15 protein-coding genes are annotated in these 15,648 nt (G+C 72.4%); 11 read left to right on the top strand and 4 right to left on the bottom strand.

Annotated features, from left to right (window positions below; genetic code table 11):
* Window positions 1-49 precede the first annotated feature (49 nt).
* Window positions 50-889, bottom strand: coding sequence for a patatin-like phospholipase family protein (locus ACH5A8_RS13045; protein ID WP_399001090.1), 840 nt, complete (start codon window positions 887-889; stop codon window positions 50-52).
* 138 nt (window positions 890-1,027) lie between these two features.
* Here ACH5A8_RS13045 and ACH5A8_RS13050 point away from each other — a divergent pair, with 138 nt between their 5' ends.
* Together ACH5A8_RS13050 and ACH5A8_RS13055 are read left to right on the top strand one after the other, a co-directional pair.
* Window positions 1,028-1,684, top strand: a complete 657-nt coding sequence (locus ACH5A8_RS13050) for a TetR/AcrR family transcriptional regulator (RefSeq protein ID WP_399001092.1) — start codon at window positions 1,028-1,030, stop codon at window positions 1,682-1,684.
* Between the two features lie 279 nt (window positions 1,685-1,963).
* Entirely contained in the window at window positions 1,964-2,584 is a 621-nt protein-coding gene (locus tag ACH5A8_RS13055) for a hypothetical protein (protein WP_399001094.1), read from the top strand.
* 476 nt (window positions 2,585-3,060) lie between these two features.
* Here the strand turns inward: ACH5A8_RS13055 and ACH5A8_RS13060 are convergent, their stop codons facing one another.
* Entirely contained in the window at window positions 3,061-4,581 is a 1,521-nt protein-coding gene (locus tag ACH5A8_RS13060; RefSeq protein ID WP_399001096.1) for an MFS transporter, read from the bottom strand.
* Between the two features lie 244 nt (window positions 4,582-4,825).
* Between ACH5A8_RS13060 and ACH5A8_RS13065 the strand changes: the two genes are divergently transcribed.
* The 7 genes from ACH5A8_RS13065 to ACH5A8_RS13095 all read left to right on the top strand — a co-directional run bounded on the left by ACH5A8_RS13065 (window position 4,826) and on the right by ACH5A8_RS13095 (window position 11,858).
* Window positions 4,826-5,710, top strand: a complete 885-nt coding sequence (locus ACH5A8_RS13065; protein ID WP_399001097.1) for a helix-turn-helix transcriptional regulator — start codon at window positions 4,826-4,828, stop codon at window positions 5,708-5,710.
* A gap of 286 nt (window positions 5,711-5,996) precedes the next feature.
* Window positions 5,997-6,350 (top strand): hypothetical protein, encoded by a 354-nt coding sequence (locus ACH5A8_RS13070; RefSeq protein WP_399001099.1) that lies wholly within the window; start codon window positions 5,997-5,999, stop codon window positions 6,348-6,350.
* A gap of 489 nt (window positions 6,351-6,839) precedes the next feature.
* Window positions 6,840-8,330 carry an NCS1 family nucleobase:cation symporter-1 gene (locus ACH5A8_RS13075; protein ID WP_399001101.1) on the top strand — a complete coding sequence of 497 codons (1,491 nt, stop codon included), beginning with the start codon at window positions 6,840-6,842 and terminating at the stop codon, window positions 8,328-8,330.
* A 67-nt stretch (window positions 8,331-8,397) separates the two neighbouring features.
* On the top strand, window positions 8,398-9,123 hold the full coding sequence (locus ACH5A8_RS13080) for an aspartate/glutamate racemase family protein (protein WP_399001102.1): 726 nt from the start codon (window positions 8,398-8,400) through the stop codon (window positions 9,121-9,123).
* Window positions 9,124-9,333: 210 nt separating this feature from the next.
* Window positions 9,334-10,026, top strand: a complete 693-nt coding sequence (locus ACH5A8_RS13085) for a GntR family transcriptional regulator (protein WP_399001104.1) — start codon at window positions 9,334-9,336, stop codon at window positions 10,024-10,026.
* Between the two features lie 527 nt (window positions 10,027-10,553).
* Entirely contained in the window at window positions 10,554-10,922 is a 369-nt protein-coding gene (locus tag ACH5A8_RS13090; RefSeq protein ID WP_399001106.1) for a peptidase inhibitor family I36 protein, read from the top strand.
* 18 nt (window positions 10,923-10,940) lie between these two features.
* Entirely contained in the window at window positions 10,941-11,858 is a 918-nt protein-coding gene (locus tag ACH5A8_RS13095; protein ID WP_399001109.1) for a hypothetical protein, read from the top strand.
* 376 nt (window positions 11,859-12,234) lie between these two features.
* Here ACH5A8_RS13095 and ACH5A8_RS13100 read toward each other — a convergent pair whose 3' ends face one another.
* Window positions 12,235-12,975, bottom strand: coding sequence for an alpha/beta hydrolase (locus ACH5A8_RS13100; RefSeq protein ID WP_399001111.1), 741 nt, complete (start codon window positions 12,973-12,975; stop codon window positions 12,235-12,237).
* Between the two features lie 194 nt (window positions 12,976-13,169).
* On the opposite strand from ACH5A8_RS13100, the gene ACH5A8_RS13105 reads away from it, so the two are divergent.
* Window positions 13,170-13,703 (top strand): 2'-5' RNA ligase family protein, encoded by a 534-nt coding sequence (locus ACH5A8_RS13105; protein WP_399001113.1) that lies wholly within the window; start codon window positions 13,170-13,172, stop codon window positions 13,701-13,703.
* A 431-nt stretch (window positions 13,704-14,134) separates the two neighbouring features.
* Here the strand turns inward: ACH5A8_RS13105 and ACH5A8_RS13110 are convergent, their stop codons facing one another.
* Entirely contained in the window at window positions 14,135-14,803 is a 669-nt protein-coding gene (locus ACH5A8_RS13110) for a TetR/AcrR family transcriptional regulator (RefSeq protein ID WP_399001115.1), read from the bottom strand.
* Between the two features lie 69 nt (window positions 14,804-14,872).
* Between ACH5A8_RS13110 and ACH5A8_RS13115 the strand changes: the two genes are divergently transcribed.
* Window positions 14,873-15,625 carry an SDR family NAD(P)-dependent oxidoreductase gene (locus ACH5A8_RS13115; RefSeq protein WP_399001117.1) on the top strand — a complete coding sequence of 251 codons (753 nt, stop codon included), beginning with the start codon at window positions 14,873-14,875 and terminating at the stop codon, window positions 15,623-15,625.
* Window positions 15,626-15,648: the final 23 nt, after the last annotated feature.

The raw sequence follows: 15,648 nt of genomic DNA on the forward strand, positions 1-15,648 counted from the left end.
CGGCCGGAGTCCGACGGCGTACGCTTCGCCGCGGTCACCGCCGCCGCGGTCACCCCTGCCAGACGTCGGCCACCGAAGGGGCCAACGCGCTCGCCTGCGCGTGGCCCGCGCGGGCGGCAGCCGGCCGGCGGGTGTCGTCCGTCAGGTTGCGGCCCATCACGCGACGCGCGGCGCGGTCGGGGGAGAGCAGGACGACCCGCGCTCCCTCGGCGGACAGTTCCGCGGCCTGCTGAGGAGCGCTCGGGTGCGGCCCGACCGCCCGGGGGACCGGCACGATCGCGAGTACCCGCCGGTACCCGCGGGCGAGCTGGAGGTTGGCGGTCGAGCGGCTGCCGCCGTCCATCCAGCGCCGGCCCGCCACGGTGACCGGGGGCCACACGACGGGTACGGCACAGCTCGCCGCCACCGCTTCGAGGAGCGTCACCCCGGAGTGCGAGTCGAACACCTCCGTCCGTCCGCTCCGCGCGTCGACCGCGGCGATCCGCAACTCCCGTTCGGGCCATTCGCATACGTCGCCCAAGAGCGAGCCGACGGTGTCGAGGACGTCCGACTCCGGGCCGGTTCGGGCGCGCAGTGCTGCCCGGGCGAGGCGCTCGACGGACCGCTGGGGATCGCGGGAGCCGCAAGCCGCCCAGAGGAAGCTTGCCGACTGGCGCGCTGTCACCGGCAGACGGACCGCGTCCGCTCCGGAGAGCTGACGCTCGTAGAGATCCGCGGCCGGGACGCCGGAGCGCAGCCGCGATCCGAAGACGGCGCCGGCGGAAGTGCCGATCACGACGTCGGCGCCGCCGAGATCGATCCCGGCCGCGGTGAGTCCGGCGAGCACCCCGGCGAGCCAGGCCCCGCCCACCGGTCCGCCGCCGCCTAGCACGAGTGCGCTGCCGGACATGCTTCCGCCTTCCCCAGGGACGACCGCGGACAGCCCGCCCGCGAGAAGCTAAACGGGGAATGCTCCCCGCTTCTCGACAGAAGATAGCATCCGTACCGGGGAACATTCCCCGGTACGGCGCGGGAAGAGGGAGACGTGATGGGCGACCGTTCGCCGACGGGGCGCCGCGACGCGCTGCGCAACCGGAAGCTGCTGACGGACACAGCCCGCGAAGTCTTCGCCGAGCAAGGCCTGGACGCCCCGCTCGATGTCATCGCCCGGCGAGCGGGCGTGGGCAACGCCACCCTCTACCGTCACTTCCCGACCCGAGCCACGCTCGTCGACGAGGTCTTCCGGGACGCGCTCACGGAGACCGCGGCAGCGGGCGAACGGGCGCGAACCGCCCACGACGCGTGGACGGGACTGACGCAGTACCTGCGGACCGTGTTCGTGGGCCTGGCCGCGGACCGCGGCATCAACGACCTCATGACCACGAACCTCGAAGGGGTCGCTTCCCTGGAGGCGATCCACGCCCACAACCGCGAAACCGTCGACGAGTTGCGCCGACGCGGACAGGAGCAGGGCACCATCCGCCCGGACCTCACCACCGAGGACCTGCTCCTCAACCTGGCGGCACTGGGCCGGGCCGTACCCGCGCTCACCGCGGTCGCCGCGGATGCCTGGCTCCGCCCCCTCGCCCTGCTCCTGGACGGCCTCCGCGCCAACCCGGCCGCGCCCCCTCTGCCCGCGCCGGCCCTCAGTCCCGACCAGCTCGGCGAGGCGCTGCTCAACCTGGGGCCGCACAGGGGGCGTTGAAAGGCTCCCGACTCACGAGCGTGTGCGCCGGCCGAGGCCGGAGCCACAGTGCTGTCCCCGGCCGGACACGACGCGACTCCGCCCCCGCCCTTACCGCCGAACGGCCGGCCCGCTCCGCACACCCGGGCCCCGCACGAGGCCCTCGCACTGTGCGCCGAGGCATCCGCCAGGCTCGGCCGTGGCTCCACACCTGATCCCAGGTCGGTCGCCCGTCGTGGTCGACATCGCCGGCCCCGCCCCGGGACGAGTCATGTCAGTGGCTGGTGGCAGGCTTGCCGGATGGTGATCGAGGGATACGACGACGGCCCGTTGGCGGCCGGGGAGTCGCTGCTGGTGCGCCCGGGCTTCTGGTCGAACCACCTTCTGGGGATCTGCGTCGTCGGAGCGAACGCCGAGCGTCCCGTTCCCGAGTGGTTCGGCGAGGACGGCGCTGATGTCGATGCCTTGTCCGAGACACTCTTCGATCCCGAACGCTGGCCGGTGTTCCGGGTGCCGGGTGCGGACGGCTCCGAAGTCGTGGTGGTCTACCGCAACCTGGTGGGCGACTACGGCACCGACTTCCTGCTCGTCCACCCTGGCCGGAACGGTGCCGAGCGGATCGCCAGTTGGGAGGGGGAACTCTCGGGGAGCGGGCTGACATGGCGGGAACTGGTCCGCATCGCCGACACTCCCGCACCGGAAGCCGGTGGTGTCGACGAGCCTGCCGCCCGCCTTCTGCTGCTTCTTCCCCTTCTCGACGACCTGGAGGTGCCCGAGGAGGCATCCGCACGCCTCGGTGCCGCCCTGACGGCGGTGGGGGTCGCGCGGGAGACGGCCCCGAGCACGACGGAGCACCTGCTCACCGGCCTGACCGGGAAGGCGTGGCACGACCCCGCGTGGGAGTCGCCCCTCAGCAGCTGACCGGCCCCTCCCGGCCCCCGTGCCGGTCCGCGGCGTCGTCGAGACCGGCGCCCTCACGGACTCCGCGGTCTCTCCTCCTGCCTCGCTCGCGTCTCCGACCGTGCCGGCAGGAGTCCGAGCGTCTCGGGAAGGGCCGAGCGCACCATGTCCGGCAGGTGCTCGCGGACGGCTCGCAGAGGGGAACCGCGACCCCCGCCCGCCCCCGGTGGTGAAGCGACCGGAACCGCGGCGGCCCGTGTCCCGGTCAGGGACCCCGCAGGGAGCGGAGGGTCCGCGACGGCTAGTGCCGCGGCAGGCAACGTTTGCCCGTCGAGGAGCGGCGCCCGGTGCGTGCTCTCGCCGTGCCGGCCGGAAGCCCTCGTACTGGACGTACTCGGGCTTTCGGCCGGTGCGGCGAGTGGGGGTCCCCCCTGCTCGAAGAGCTTGGGGGAGGCGTGCCGGGCGTCGCGACGGGGCGAACGTCGCCTGTTGCGGCACTAGGCCACAGGCCGGAATCGTCCCCCGCCCTTCCTGCGCGCAGACCGCCCGTGACCGCTCCTTCGCGAAGCGCGGAGCGCGGCCGGCCGGTCGTCGCGCAGGAACAGCGCGCTGCTGAGGACGCCGAGGAGGACGAGGGCGGCGTTCACCCCGATCGCGCCCTTCAGGCCGCCGAGGACGGCGACGGCGCCGCTGCCGGTCATGGCGGTGGTGGCGGCGGCGCTCATGACGGGTGTGCCCAGCGTGATGCCGACCTGCTGGGTCATGGTGGCGAGGCCGGTGGCCAGACCCTGCTCGTGGTCGGCGAGGCCCGAGGTGGCGGTGACCATGAACCCGACGATGGCGAGCATGTTGCCGATCCCGCCCGCGAAGCCGGCGAACAGCATCAGCCACATCCACGAGCGGTCGGCGCCGAGGCAGACCAGAGCCGCGGTGAACACGGCCTGCAGGGAGCCGCCGAGGAGCAGCGTCGTCCTCGTGCCGAACCGTCCGATGACCCTCGACGCCGTCACACCGCCGGTGACCGTGCCGAGGCCGAGGAAGCCGAGGGACAGGCCGGCCACCAACGCGGAGAAGCCGAGGACGTCCTGCAGGTAGAGGGTCAGCGGGAAGACGAGGGACGTGAAGGTGGCGAAGGCGAACAGACCGGCGACGTTGCCCCAGGCCACCGACCGCTTGCCGAGGACGCCGAGCGGCACCAGCGGCGCGGCGACCTTGCGCTCGACGAAGTAGAACACCACCAGCAGCACGACGCCCGCCACGAGCGACAGCAGGGCGCCCGGAGAGCTCCAGCCCTGTTCGCCGGCCTGGGTGAGCCCGAAGACGACGGCCAGCAGACCGAGCGTGACACTGACGGCGCCGGGCACGTCCAGCTCGGGACGCTTCTCGGGGCGGGACTCCTCGATGACCCGCGGGGCGATGACCAGCACGGCCAGGGCGACCGGCACGTTGATGAAGAACGCCCAGCGCCACGACAACAGGTCGGTCAGCACGCCTCCGAGGACGGCGCCGGTGGTGAACCCGCTGGACATCAGGGCCCCGTTGAGGCCGAGCGCCTTTCGCCGCAGCGGGCCCTCCGGGAAGGAGGTGGTCATCAGCGACAGCGCGGCGGGAGTCACGGCGGCGGTGGCCAGGCCCTGGCAGACCCGGGCCACGATCAACATCCCCGGGCTCTGCGCCAGCCCGCCGACGAGCGAGGACACACCCAGGACGACGAGGCCGCCGAGGAACAGCCGGCGGCGGCCGAACAGGTCCGCCACCCGGCCGAAGAGCAGGGTGAAGCCCGCCGCGCACAGCGCGAACGAGGTGCCGATCCACTGCAGGTGCGCCAGCGGGAAGCCAAGGCCCCGGCCGATCACCGGCAGTGCCACGTTCAGGATGGCGAAGTCCACCGCCAGCATGAACTGCGTGGTCAGAAGAAGCACCAGGACGAGCCGGAGCCTGCGGGTGAGCACGGCCGGTTCAGGCCCGGCGCCGCCGCCGGGCGCGCGTCCGGTCGCCTCCGTATCGGTTACAGACATGACGTCGAGTTCCTCTCCTCATGGTCCGTGACACGCGACGCGGTGATCTGCCGCGTCACGCGCGGTCACGGAAAAGAGGCTCGTCCGTCCCGGGGTCCCCAGCCAGGACGCAGCCTTGCGCAGCCGGCGCGAGGGTGGTCATGACAGCACCACCCTCATCACTACCGGCCTCCCGGACCGGCGGGCATCATGGGACGTCAGTGGCCATGGACGGTCGCGGTCCACCTGTATCGGGAGGCACGACTTGGACGCCACGTCCGAACTTGGAGAGTTCCTCAAATCGCGCCGTGCGGCGCTGCGTCCCGAGGACGTCGGCATCACACCGCACCCGACCCGCCGCCGCGTCCCCGGGCTGCGCCGCGAGGAGCTGGCGACGCTCGCCAACGTCAGCATCACGCACTACACGCGTCTCGAACAGGGCCGCGTCACCAGCGTCTCGGAGGGCCTGCTGGAGGCGATCGCGCGCACCCTGCGCCTCACCGAGGACGAGACGTCCCACCTGAGGCACCTCGCCCGGCCCACCGCGGCGTCGCGTCCCGCGGCACCCAGGCCGGCACACGCCAGTGCCTCCACCCGACAGCTCCTGGCGGCCATGACCGACGTGCCGGCCGTCGTCATGGACCGGCGCAACGACGTCCTCGCATGGAACAGGCTGGGCCACGGTCTGCTCGCCGGGCACCTGGCGTGGGAGAGCCCCGACACACCCGCCACACGGCCCAACCTGACGCGGATGCTGTTCCTGGACGAGCGGTACCGGGCGTTGTACGCGGACTGGGACGACCAGGCCCAGCTCGCCGTGGCCGCCCTGAGACTGGTTGCCGGCCGGCACCCCGACGATCGCGCGCTCGCCGAGCTCGTCGGCCAACTCACCATGAACAGTGATGAGTTCGCTACCCGCTGGGCCCGGCACCCGGTGCGTACGTGCACCTCGGGGGTCAAACACCTGCGCCACCCGATGGTCGGTGCGCTGGAGCTCGGTTTCGAGAGTCTCGTCATCCCGGGTACCTCGGGGCAGCGCCTCATCGCCTACACGGCGGAGCCCGGCTCGCCGTCGGACGCGGCGCTGCGGCTCCTGGGCAGCGCCACCGCCTCCGTGAGGCAGCCGTCCTCCTCGGCGGTGCGCCATTGAGCAGGACGCCAGGCCTGCTCCGGACGACGGGTCCTGGATCAGCGCCTCGGCGGACGCGGGCTCGGGACGGCTCTCCCGGTCGGCCGCCGGGTCGCCGTACCAGCGTCACCGCGCCCTCGCATCGCTCGCGGATCCGGCCGGGGCGGGAGGCCGCCGCGCGCGGAAACGCGGACGGGACGCCGGCTCTGGTGCTCCCGCGCCCGGAACGACGCCCTGACACTTGTCACACGCGATGCCGGACACCAGGCACTGCCGGTCAAGTGGGCCCGTGCGTACGGTACTTCCCATGACGAAGAGCGACGGGGAGAACCCGCAGAAGACCGATCTCAAGGTGAGCCTGATCGGCGGCCACCGCCTCGAGGGAACCACCCTCCACGAACGGACGGTCACCGCCTCCCTCATCGGCGGCGCCGACGTCGATCTGACGGACATCGACATCCCGGACGGCACCGAGCTGCGCATCACCAAGCTGAGTCTCATCGGTGGCGTCAGCCTCAAGGTCCGCCGCGACGTGCGGGTGGAGGTCCACGGCGTGCGTCTGGGCGGGGTGAAGGACGACGGCCCGAGCGAGCCGGGCGGACCGACCGTCCGGATCGACGCCTGGGGCCTGCTCGGCGGCGTCACCGTCCATCGCGCCTGACACCTTCGTCGGAAGTGCCGTGTCCCTCCCGGCCGAAGGAAGGGGCACGGCAGCACGTACCCGGCCGTGGGTGATCGCGCCGCATCGGCCGTCACCACCACTCCGCCCGGACGGGAGACCGGAAGACGGTCCGATCCCCGGGCGACGCTTCCCCGGCGCCCGACACACCGGGGCGCATCCCCTGGGGCGCTTGCATGGGGGCGTATCGCGGATCCTGGCGGACGAGCCGTGACCGTACCCGGCTCAGCATCCGCAGATGGTATGCCATTCATCGTGGCCAGGCGTCGGCGATGGTATGCGCACGCCTGTCCGACCGCTGGAGGCCGTATCCGGCTGGGCGGGCCGACCCACTTCAAAATGGGATGCCATTTTTCGTCTCGTCTCTTGACGGTGCCGATCGGCGATAACTACGTTCCCATCTCAACGGAAGCAGGCTTCCGTTGAGTGGAACTCTTGCCGTCTCCCCCCTCCTCGTCCCCAGGAGCCCGTATGACCGCCCTGGAAGACCGTCGTTCCTCCGCCGGGACCACCGCCGACCCGGCCACCAGCCCTGCCCTCTACACGTACGACCTCGCCCCGACGAAGCGGGAGGGGCGCCGCTGGGGCGCCTACAACGTCTTCACTCTCTGGGCCAATGACGTGCACAGTCTCGGCAATTACGCCTTCGCCATCGGCCTGTTCGCCCTCGGGCTGAACGTGTGGGGCATCCTGGCCGCCTTCGCGCTCGCCTCGGTCCTGCTCTTCGGCCTGCTGACCCTCTCCGGATTCATGGGGCACAAGACCGGCGTGCCCTTCCCGGTCATGAGCCGGATCGCCTTCGGCATCAAGGGAGCGAAGATCCCCGCCGCCGTCCGGGGCGCCGTCGCCGTCACCTGGTTCGGTATCCAGACCTATCTCGCCTCCGCCGTGCTCAGCACCCTGCTGGTGGCGATGTTCCCCTCCCTCGACCGCCTCGACCACAATTCCGTGCTCGGTCAGTCGACGCTCGGATGGTTCACCTTCCTGGCGCTGTGGGTCCTCCAGGTGCTCATCGTGAGCTACGGGATGCAGATGATCCGCCGCTACATGGCCTTCGCGGCGCCCACCACCCTCATCACCATGTGCGCCCTCGCCGTATGGATGTTCGTCCGGGCCGGCGGCTCGGTCTCCCTGTCCGACGGCGCACCGCTCACCGGCGGCGCCATGTGGCTCCAGGTCCTCCAGGCCGCCGCGCTGTGGGTGGTGATCTACGGGACGTTCGTGCTGAACTTCTGCGACTTCACCCGCTCCGCCAAGAGCCGCGGCTCCATCGTGCGCGGCAACGTCATCGGCATCCCGCTGAACATGCTCTTCTTCGCCGGCATCGTCGCGGTCCTCAGCGGGGCCCAGTTCAAGCTCGACGGGCGGGTCATCACCAGTCCGACGGACATCGTCCGCACCATCCCGTCCATGGCACTGCTGGCCGTCGCCTCGCTCGCCCTCATCGCCCTGACGGTGGCGGTGAACCTGCTGGCCAACTTCGTGGCGCCGATCTACGCGCTGGTCAACCTCTTCCCCCGCCGGCTCGACTTCCGCAGGGCCGGTCTGGTCAGCGCGGTCATCGGCCTGGTGATCACGCCGTGGAACCTCTACAACAGCCCGGTCGTCGTCAATTACTTCCTCGGCGGACTCGGTGCCCTCCTCGGCCCCCTGTTCGGCGTGATCATGGCCGACTACTGGCTGCTGCGCCGTTCCCGCGTGAACGTCCCCCACCTCTACACCGAGGCCGCCGACGCCGAGTACCACTACCGCCGCGGCTACAACCCGCGTGCCGTCGCGGCCTTCCTGCCCAGCGCGGCGATCGCCGTGGTCGTCGCCCTCGTGCCGTTCTTCCACGCCGCCGCTGGATTCTCCTGGTTCATCGGGGCCCTGCTCGCCGCCGCCGTCCACACCCTCGTGGCCGACCGCACGACGACCCCGGCCGACGTGGACGGCGAGGCCATCGCCGTAGCCGCGGAGTAGCCCGCTCCGAGCAGCAGGAGCAGACCGAGCGTCCGAGCAACCCGACCGCCCGAGCAGAAAGACCCCCATGCGCATCCTCGTGGTCAACGTCAACACCACGCAGTCCATCACCGACGCCATCGGAAAGCAGGCGGCCGGCGCCGCGTCCCCGGACACCGAGATCGTCCCGCTGACCCCTCGCTTCGGCGCGGAGTCCGTCGAGGGCAACTACGAGAGCTACCTGGCCGCCGTCGCCGTGATGGAGACCGTCCGCGCCCACCCCGGCCCGTTCGACGCGGTGATCCAGGCCGGTTACGGCGAACACGGCCGCGAAGGACTCCAGGAACTGCTCGACGTGCCGGTCGTGGACATCACCGAGGCCGCCGCGAGCACCGCCCGCTTCCTCGGCCGCCGGTACTCCGTGGTCACCACCCTCGACCGTACGGTCCCCCTCATCGAGGAACGCCTGGAGGCGGCCGGACTGTACGCCCGCTGCGCCTCCGTGCGGGCCAGCGGACTCGCCGTACTGGAGCTGGAACAGGACGAGCAGGCCGCCGTGGAGGCCATCACCGAGCAGGCCGTGCGCGCGGTGCGGGACGACCGGGCGGAGGTCGTCTGCCTGGGCTGCGGCGGCATGGCCGGGCTCGCCGAACGCGTCGTGGAACGCGCCGGCGTCCCCGTCGTCGACGGGGTCAGCGCCGCCGTGACGGTGGCCGAGTCCCTGGTCCGCCTCGGCCTGACCACGTCGAAGGTGCGCACCTACGCGTCGCCGCGCCCCAAGCGGATCGTCAACTGGCCCCCGCGGACCGGCTGACACCGCACGGCGCCCGCCTCGCCGGCACCCGCCGGCGCTTCTCCGGCACCCGCCCCGCCTCGCGGGCGCTCGGCCCGTGCCTGTCGGCGGGCCGCCTTCCACAGCCCGCTTCGCGGGGCGCGGGGTATTCTGGCGGGCCGTTCCTCCCGCCGCCTCGCACGGACGCGAACGGCGTGCCGCGGGGGCCGCGACCAGAGAAGAAGGACGGCGATGACTGCGTCAGAGGGCTTCATGCCGGAGTCCGAGCGTGTGACCCGGCAGCTGCGCGACGAGATCCTCGACGGGGTGCGCCGGCCGGGCAGCCGCCTGGTGGAACGGGAACTGGCCGAGGCACTCGGGGTCAGCCGGCTCCCCGTCCGCGAGGCCCTGAAGACCCTGGTGTCGGAAGGCCTGGTGACGCCGAGGCCGCGGACCTGGGCGGTGGTGCGGGAGTTCACCGCCAGCGACATCGCCGACCTCGACGAGGTCCGCGCGGCCCTGGAGACCCTCGCCTTCCGGCTCGCCGCGCAGCGGCACACCCGCGCGGGGCTGGAGAAGCTGCGCGCGGTCCTCGACACCGAGTTGGAGGCGGCCCGCGCCGGCGACGCGGTACGGGCCCGCCGGGCGGCCGCCGACTTCCACCAGACGGTCACCTCCCTGGCCGCCAATGAGCTGCTGAACGAACTCGAACGTCCCCTGCGCAGCCGGTTGCGCTGGCTCATGGGACAGCACGACGACCTGCTGGGCGTCGCGCTGGAACACGAGGCCCTCTTCGAGGCCATCGCCGCCCGTGACGTCCGGCGCGTCGAGTCCCTCGTCCTCCACCACCAGGCGACGAGCCGCGACGCGGTTCTGGGCCATCGCCGCCAGGGCGTGCCGACAGCCGACCACGCTCCCGACGACACCTCCGAGCGAGCCGGATAGCGAGACGCCCCGTGCACGAGGCCGGCGCGTGCGCGATGACCGGCCCGCCGCGGCGCGGTGTCGACGGCGGCCGCCGGTGACGTACTCGCGCGCGCTCTCCTCGACGTGTCTCCGCGTCGACCGGGCGCGTGGGGCAGCTCGCAGACCACCGACACGGCGGCGTCCGCACCGGGCGGCGCCTCGGCGTGGCGCAGCACCGTGCGGCGGCCGGTCGGCGCGCTGAGCGGCAAGGAGCGGCAAACCACGGCGGTACCGCGGAAGTTGCAGGAACCGTTCGGCTGCTGCGCCGGTCTACCCGGGGTTCAACCCGGCGCGGGACGCGAGTCGCACCGGTCGGGCCGTACGTTCAGGCATCACGACGGTGGCGGACGGCCACCGACGGCACCGTCAGGCAGGGGGAACGTATGAACACGCCGTCGAGACCCTCATGCGTCGGCACCTCGCCGGCTTCCGCGTCACACGAAGACGGGGTTCACCGTTCCCTCGAGCGGCCCGACACCGGAATTCTCACCGATCAAGGGGAACACATGCTCAAGCGCACCCTCACCATGCTCGCCGCCACGGCGGGACTCGTCGGATCCGCGCTGGCCATCGCCCCGGGCGCCCAGGCCGCGCCCTCCGGCTGCAGCTCCGGGGCGCTGTGCGCGTACGCCGGCGCCAACTACTCCGGCGGCACGCCGCAGCGGGTCTGGGAGGACAACGACAACCTCACGCAGTACGGCTACTTCTACTACATCCAGGGAGGATCCCTGTACAACAACGGCACCCAGTGCAACGTGAACGTCTACACCGGGAAGAACGGCACCGGGTCCGGCTACAAGCTCAACCGCGGCACCGGCTGGGCGCACATCGGCTCCAACCTGCCGCACATCTCGTCCAACTACTGGTGCCGCTGACCTTCACGCGCACACGCCATGACGAACGGAACCCGCACGGCGCTCGCGGCGCTGCTCCTCGGGATCCTCGGTGCCGCCGGCTGCGCACGCTCCGGCGGCACCACCCCCGATCCGGCGCTGCCGCGCCCCTTCGACGGCGTCCTCTCCTACGACCAGGGGGAGAGGCAAGCCCTGCACACCGCCGAGGAGCGTCTCGTCGCCGACTGCATGCGACGGCGCGGACTGCGCTACGAGCCGCAGCCGCTCGCGACCGGCGGCACCGACCCGCAGGACGTCAATCCGTACGGCCTGCTGACCACCGCCCAGGCCCGTCGGGACGGGTACGGCATCACCAGCGCACGGCTGGCCCCACGACCTCCCGACGACCCCAACCGGAGCCGTGCCCGAGAGCGCCGGTGGAGCGACGCGCTCCTCGGCACCAAGAGCCATGAGGTCCGCCTCCGCCTGCCGGGAGGGGTGGAGTTCTTCTACAACGGCGACGCGTGCGTCACCCGGGCGCGGCAGGCGTTGTACGGAGCCGACTACGACCGGCTGTTCAACACGTACCAGGTGCTGTCCAACCAGGTGGTGACCGCCGTGCGCAAGGACCCGCGCTATCTGAGCGCCCAGCACGAGTGGGCGCTGTGCATGCGGGCGGCGGACATCACCGCGGCGTCCCCGGACGACCCGCGCGGGGCCGTCGAGCAGCGGCTCGGGCGAGCCGCGGCCCAGCCGGCGCGACTGCACGACGTGGCCGGGTACGAGCTGAAGCTGTCCGGGCAGGACGCCGACTGCCAGCGGACGACCGGCCTGCCCCGTGCGGTCGCCGAGGCACAGGCCGATGCCGAGAGCTCGGTCGCGGGCTCCCGGACAGCCGACCTCGCGCGCCTGCGCGACCTGAAGTCCGCCGCGGTGCGCCGGGCGACCGCGCCACCGACGCCGTCAGCCACTCGGTGACCCGGCACGGGTCGGACGCCGGAGGGCCGGGTGCCGGAGGGCCGGGTGCCGGGCGGCGCCGTGGGGTGCCGCTCGAACGACCATCGCGTCCGCCCGCCAAGGCCCGGCGGCACCGCTCGGACGACCCTCGCGACGCGGAGCACGTCGCCGTGCCCACCCGGTGTTCACCACCGCGGAAGGCAGGAGGAACTCCGCGTTCCGGTGCATCCGGTCGTGGCGGGTGCTCCCGTGGAGGACGTCGGCGGCGAACTCGCGCGGGCCCCCGCCGAAGCGCGGAGGCCCGCGACAGGAACGGCGGAGGTGCGCCGGACCGCCTTCGGCGAGCGGCGTCCGGCCGGCCCGGCTCGCCCTCCGCCGGTGGCCTGACGGCCTGGTCCTACTTCAGGTGCCGGGCGAAGAACCGGGCCGCGGGCTCTCCCGCGAACTGCGGGACACCGGTGTGCCCGCCCATGTTGGCGTGCAGCGACTTCTCCTTCGACCCGAAGGCGTCGAACAGGTCCAGGGCCGCCTGCCGGTCGTTCCCCTCGTCGTCCCACTGGAGCAGGACGTGGAGCGGAATGGTGACCCGGCGGGCCTCCTCGAGGATGGCGGCCGGCACGAGACTCCCGGCGAACAGAACGGCGGCCGAGACGCGCGGCTCCACCGACGCGAGCCGGACGCCGATGGAGATCACGCCTCCCGAGTAGCCGATCGGGCCGCCGATCTCGGGCAGCGACAGGAGGGCGTCCAGCGCGGCCTGCCATTCCGCAACCGACTTCTCGACGAGCGGGAGGACGACGGCGTCGATGATCTCGTCGTCGACGGGCTCACCGCTCTCCATGGCCCGACGCAGGTCGGCGCGGGCCTGTTCCAGGGCGGCCCAACGGGGCCGGTCACCGCTCCCGGGGAGTTCGATGGTGGCCGCGGCGAAGCCGTCCGCTGCGGCGTGCCGGGCCCGTCCCGCCAGACGGGGGTACATCCTGCGGAGCCCGAGCGGGGGGTGGCCGAGAAGGATCAGCGGCACCGGTGCGGACGGGGAAGCGGACGCGGGCGTCCACAGGACGCCGGGGATGTCGCCGAGGAGGAACGGACGCTCGAGCACACCGTCGTCCAGACGCTGTTCAGAAGTGAAGTGCATGGTCGTGCCTTTCGGGAGCTGCTCGTGAACGGCGCTCCCGGACGACCTATCGCCCGACCGTGACCCCGGAGGGGAGCACCCATGTCGAAACTGTGTTCACGGGTACCACCTCCTCGCTCTCCAGCACGGTCCCCGAAAACCTAGCAGCGGCCCCGGCGGTCCGCCAAACGGATTATCGCCGGTAGGCTGCGGTGGTGCGCACGGTCGAGCTTCTGTTGGACGAGGCGGCGGAGTTGGCGGTCCGGGAGGCCTGGCGGCGGCTCGCGGACGCGGGACTGCCCAGTCAGGCGCGCCACCGCTCACCGACCAACAGCCCGCACCTCACCCTGGCCGCCTGCCCGGAGCTGACCGCCCCGATTCGCTGGGAACTCGCCGAGGTGGCCGCCGTCCTGCCGTTGCCGGTCCGGTTCACCGGCGTGGTCCGCTTCGAGCGGCCCACCTCGGTGCTGGCCTGGGCGCTGGAGCTCGATTCCGCGCTGGCCGGTCTGCACCGCCGGGTGTGGGAGGCGGTGGCCTCCGACAGTCCGCCCGCGGCCCTCAACCCCTTCCACGAGCCCGCGCGCTGGAGCCCGCACATCACCCTCGGCCGCACCCGGCGCCCTGGTGCCTTCGCGGGCCGACGGGTGCTTGAGCTGCTGCCGGCGCCGCCGCTGTCGGTCAGGCTCATCACCTTGCGCAGTTACGACACCGAGACCGGCGCCCTGGAGGTGTTGGAGCCCCGACCCTGAGCTCGGCGTCGACCGGTCGGTACCCCCGGGCGGTGGTGTGCCCGGCGGGCGTCGGGACCGGAGTGGGTGACGTCGCGTGACACCCCGGCCGGCCGGGGCGTCGAGCTTCCCGCCGAGGCAGCGCGGTGGAATCCTGGACGCGACGGGCGACGGCCCGCGACTTCGCGGGGGCGGCGCTCATGAGAGAGCGCCGACCCTGGGCGGTTCACGCGGCCGCGCGAATCCGCGAGTTCCCGATCGTCTCGGTGGAGCCCGCAACTCTCAGGAGTGGCCGGGGTGTTCCGGCACAGACGAGGTTGCCGTCCGGGCTTGAACGACCGGCGAACGCGATGGGGGATGTCGCTGCATCCAAAGTCTGTTCGCCCGGCCGTGAAGCCGCACGCTGCGGCGAACGGGGGCTGGTCGTGGGGGAGCCCGGCTCGGGGCCGGGCTCAGGTGGCCGCCGGGGCCTCCGCGCCGAGCCCGGTGAGATAGGCGGTGAGGACGCGGGTCAGGCGCGGTTCCACCTCGACGACGGCGTGGCCCAGCCGGGGGTCGCTCGCGTACAGATCCCGCAGACGCGGCCCCGGGGTGGCCATCTGCCACAGCGCCCCCGCCATGCTCGTCGCCGTGGCGATCGTGTCGACGGCCTGCAGCTCGGTCAGTCCGAGCAGTCGGTGCAGCTCCCGGCCGATCCGTTCGACCTCCCCGAGCGTCACCAGCTTGAACGACCGCACCGAATCGATCGACACGTTCCGCTCCAGGTTCAGCGGCGCCTGGGCCAGCAGGTCGCAGAACATGGGGCGCGCCGCCAGCGTGCGGGTGACGACCTCGGCGACCTCGGCGGGGCTGGCCTGCGCCCGGACCGCCAGGTCGCCGCACAGGTCGGCTGACCACTGCCGCCATCCCTCCGCGGTCAGTTCGAGGAAGATCTGCTCCCTCGTCTCGAAATAGCGCAGCAGCGCCGACTTGTGCATGCCCACGGCCGCCGCGATGTCGGTGAGGGTGACGTCCCTCACTCCATGGCGGCGGCCGAGTGCGCGGGCCGCGTCCAGGATCGCCTGTTCACGGGCCTGTTTGGCCGCCGCGCTGCGCGCCCGTCGAAAAGCCGGCTCACTCATGAGGGACATCATAGGAACCCGTAGCGCAACGGTGTTGCGCTAATAAGAGAACGGTGTTGTACTAAGTCTATGAGTGCAGAACACCCGCAGGTCTGGTTCATCACCGGTTCGTCGCGCGGCCTCGGCCGCGCCCTGGCCGCCGCCGCACTGGAGGCCGGCGACCACGTCGTCGCCACGGCCCGCCGCCCCGAGACACTGGCGGAGGAGTTCGGCGAGTACGGCGACCGTGTCCTCCCCGTCGCCCTGGACGTCACCAGCCCCGAGGCGGCCCGTGCGGCCGTCGACGCGGCGGTCGAACGCTTCGGACGTATCGACGTCCTCGTGAACAACGCGGGCTACGCGAACGTGTCGCCCATCGAGACGGCGGACGACGACGACTTCCGCGCCCAGTTCGAGACGAACTTCTGGGGCGTCTACAACGTCACGAAGGCGGTGCTCCCCACCCTGCGCCGACAGGGATCGGGCACCGTCGTGCAGTTCTCCTCGGTCGGGGGCCGGGTCGGCGGATCGCCGGGCATCGCCTCCTACCAGGCGGCCAAGTTCGCGGTCGACGGTTTCAGCCGTGTGCTGGCCGCGGAGACCGCACCGTTCGGCGTGCGGGTCATGGTCGTCGAACCGAGCGGCTTCGCCACCGACTGGGCCGGCTCGTCCATGACGGTCCACGCCGTCCCCGACGCCTACGACAGGACCGTGGGCGAGATGAACCGGCGCGTGCGGCAGAGCACGGACGGCGCGGCGGGGGGCCCCCCCCCCCCCCCCCCCCCCAACGTGCGGGCCGGGGGGGGCGGGCCGGGCCCCCGCCCCCACCACCACGGCGGGTAAGCCGCCACCCAGGCCCAGGACCA

The organism is Streptomyces sp. NPDC018610, assembly GCF_044391765.1.
Taxonomy (GTDB): Bacteria; Actinomycetota; Actinomycetes; order Streptomycetales; family Streptomycetaceae; genus Streptomyces.

Excerpts from the sequence above, each read along its gene's own strand:
- ACH5A8_RS13050 (WP_399001092.1), top strand. The coding sequence starts at position 1,028 with ATGGGCGACCGTTCGCCGACGGGGCGCCGCGACGCGCTGCGCAACCGG.
- ACH5A8_RS13100 (WP_399001111.1), bottom strand. The coding sequence starts at position 12,975 with ATGCACTTCACTTCTGAACAGCGTCTGGACGACGGTGTGCTCGAGCGT.
- ACH5A8_RS13095 (WP_399001109.1), top strand. The coding sequence starts at position 10,941 with ATGACGAACGGAACCCGCACGGCGCTCGCGGCGCTGCTCCTCGGGATC.
- ACH5A8_RS13060 (WP_399001096.1), bottom strand. The coding sequence starts at position 4,581 with ATGTCTGTAACCGATACGGAGGCGACCGGACGCGCGCCCGGCGGCGGC.
- ACH5A8_RS13055 (WP_399001094.1), top strand. The coding sequence starts at position 1,964 with ATGGTGATCGAGGGATACGACGACGGCCCGTTGGCGGCCGGGGAGTCG.
- ACH5A8_RS13110 (WP_399001115.1), bottom strand. The coding sequence starts at position 14,803 with ATGAGTGAGCCGGCTTTTCGACGGGCGCGCAGCGCGGCGGCCAAACAG.
- ACH5A8_RS13085 (WP_399001104.1), top strand. The coding sequence starts at position 9,334 with ATGACTGCGTCAGAGGGCTTCATGCCGGAGTCCGAGCGTGTGACCCGG.
- ACH5A8_RS13070 (WP_399001099.1), top strand. The coding sequence starts at position 5,997 with ATGACGAAGAGCGACGGGGAGAACCCGCAGAAGACCGATCTCAAGGTG.
- ACH5A8_RS13115 (WP_399001117.1), top strand. The coding sequence starts at position 14,873 with ATGAGTGCAGAACACCCGCAGGTCTGGTTCATCACCGGTTCGTCGCGC.
- ACH5A8_RS13045 (WP_399001090.1), bottom strand. The coding sequence starts at position 889 with ATGTCCGGCAGCGCACTCGTGCTAGGCGGCGGCGGACCGGTGGGCGGG.
- ACH5A8_RS13090 (WP_399001106.1), top strand. The coding sequence starts at position 10,554 with ATGCTCAAGCGCACCCTCACCATGCTCGCCGCCACGGCGGGACTCGTC.
- ACH5A8_RS13080 (WP_399001102.1), top strand. The coding sequence starts at position 8,398 with ATGCGCATCCTCGTGGTCAACGTCAACACCACGCAGTCCATCACCGAC.
- ACH5A8_RS13075 (WP_399001101.1), top strand. The coding sequence starts at position 6,840 with ATGACCGCCCTGGAAGACCGTCGTTCCTCCGCCGGGACCACCGCCGAC.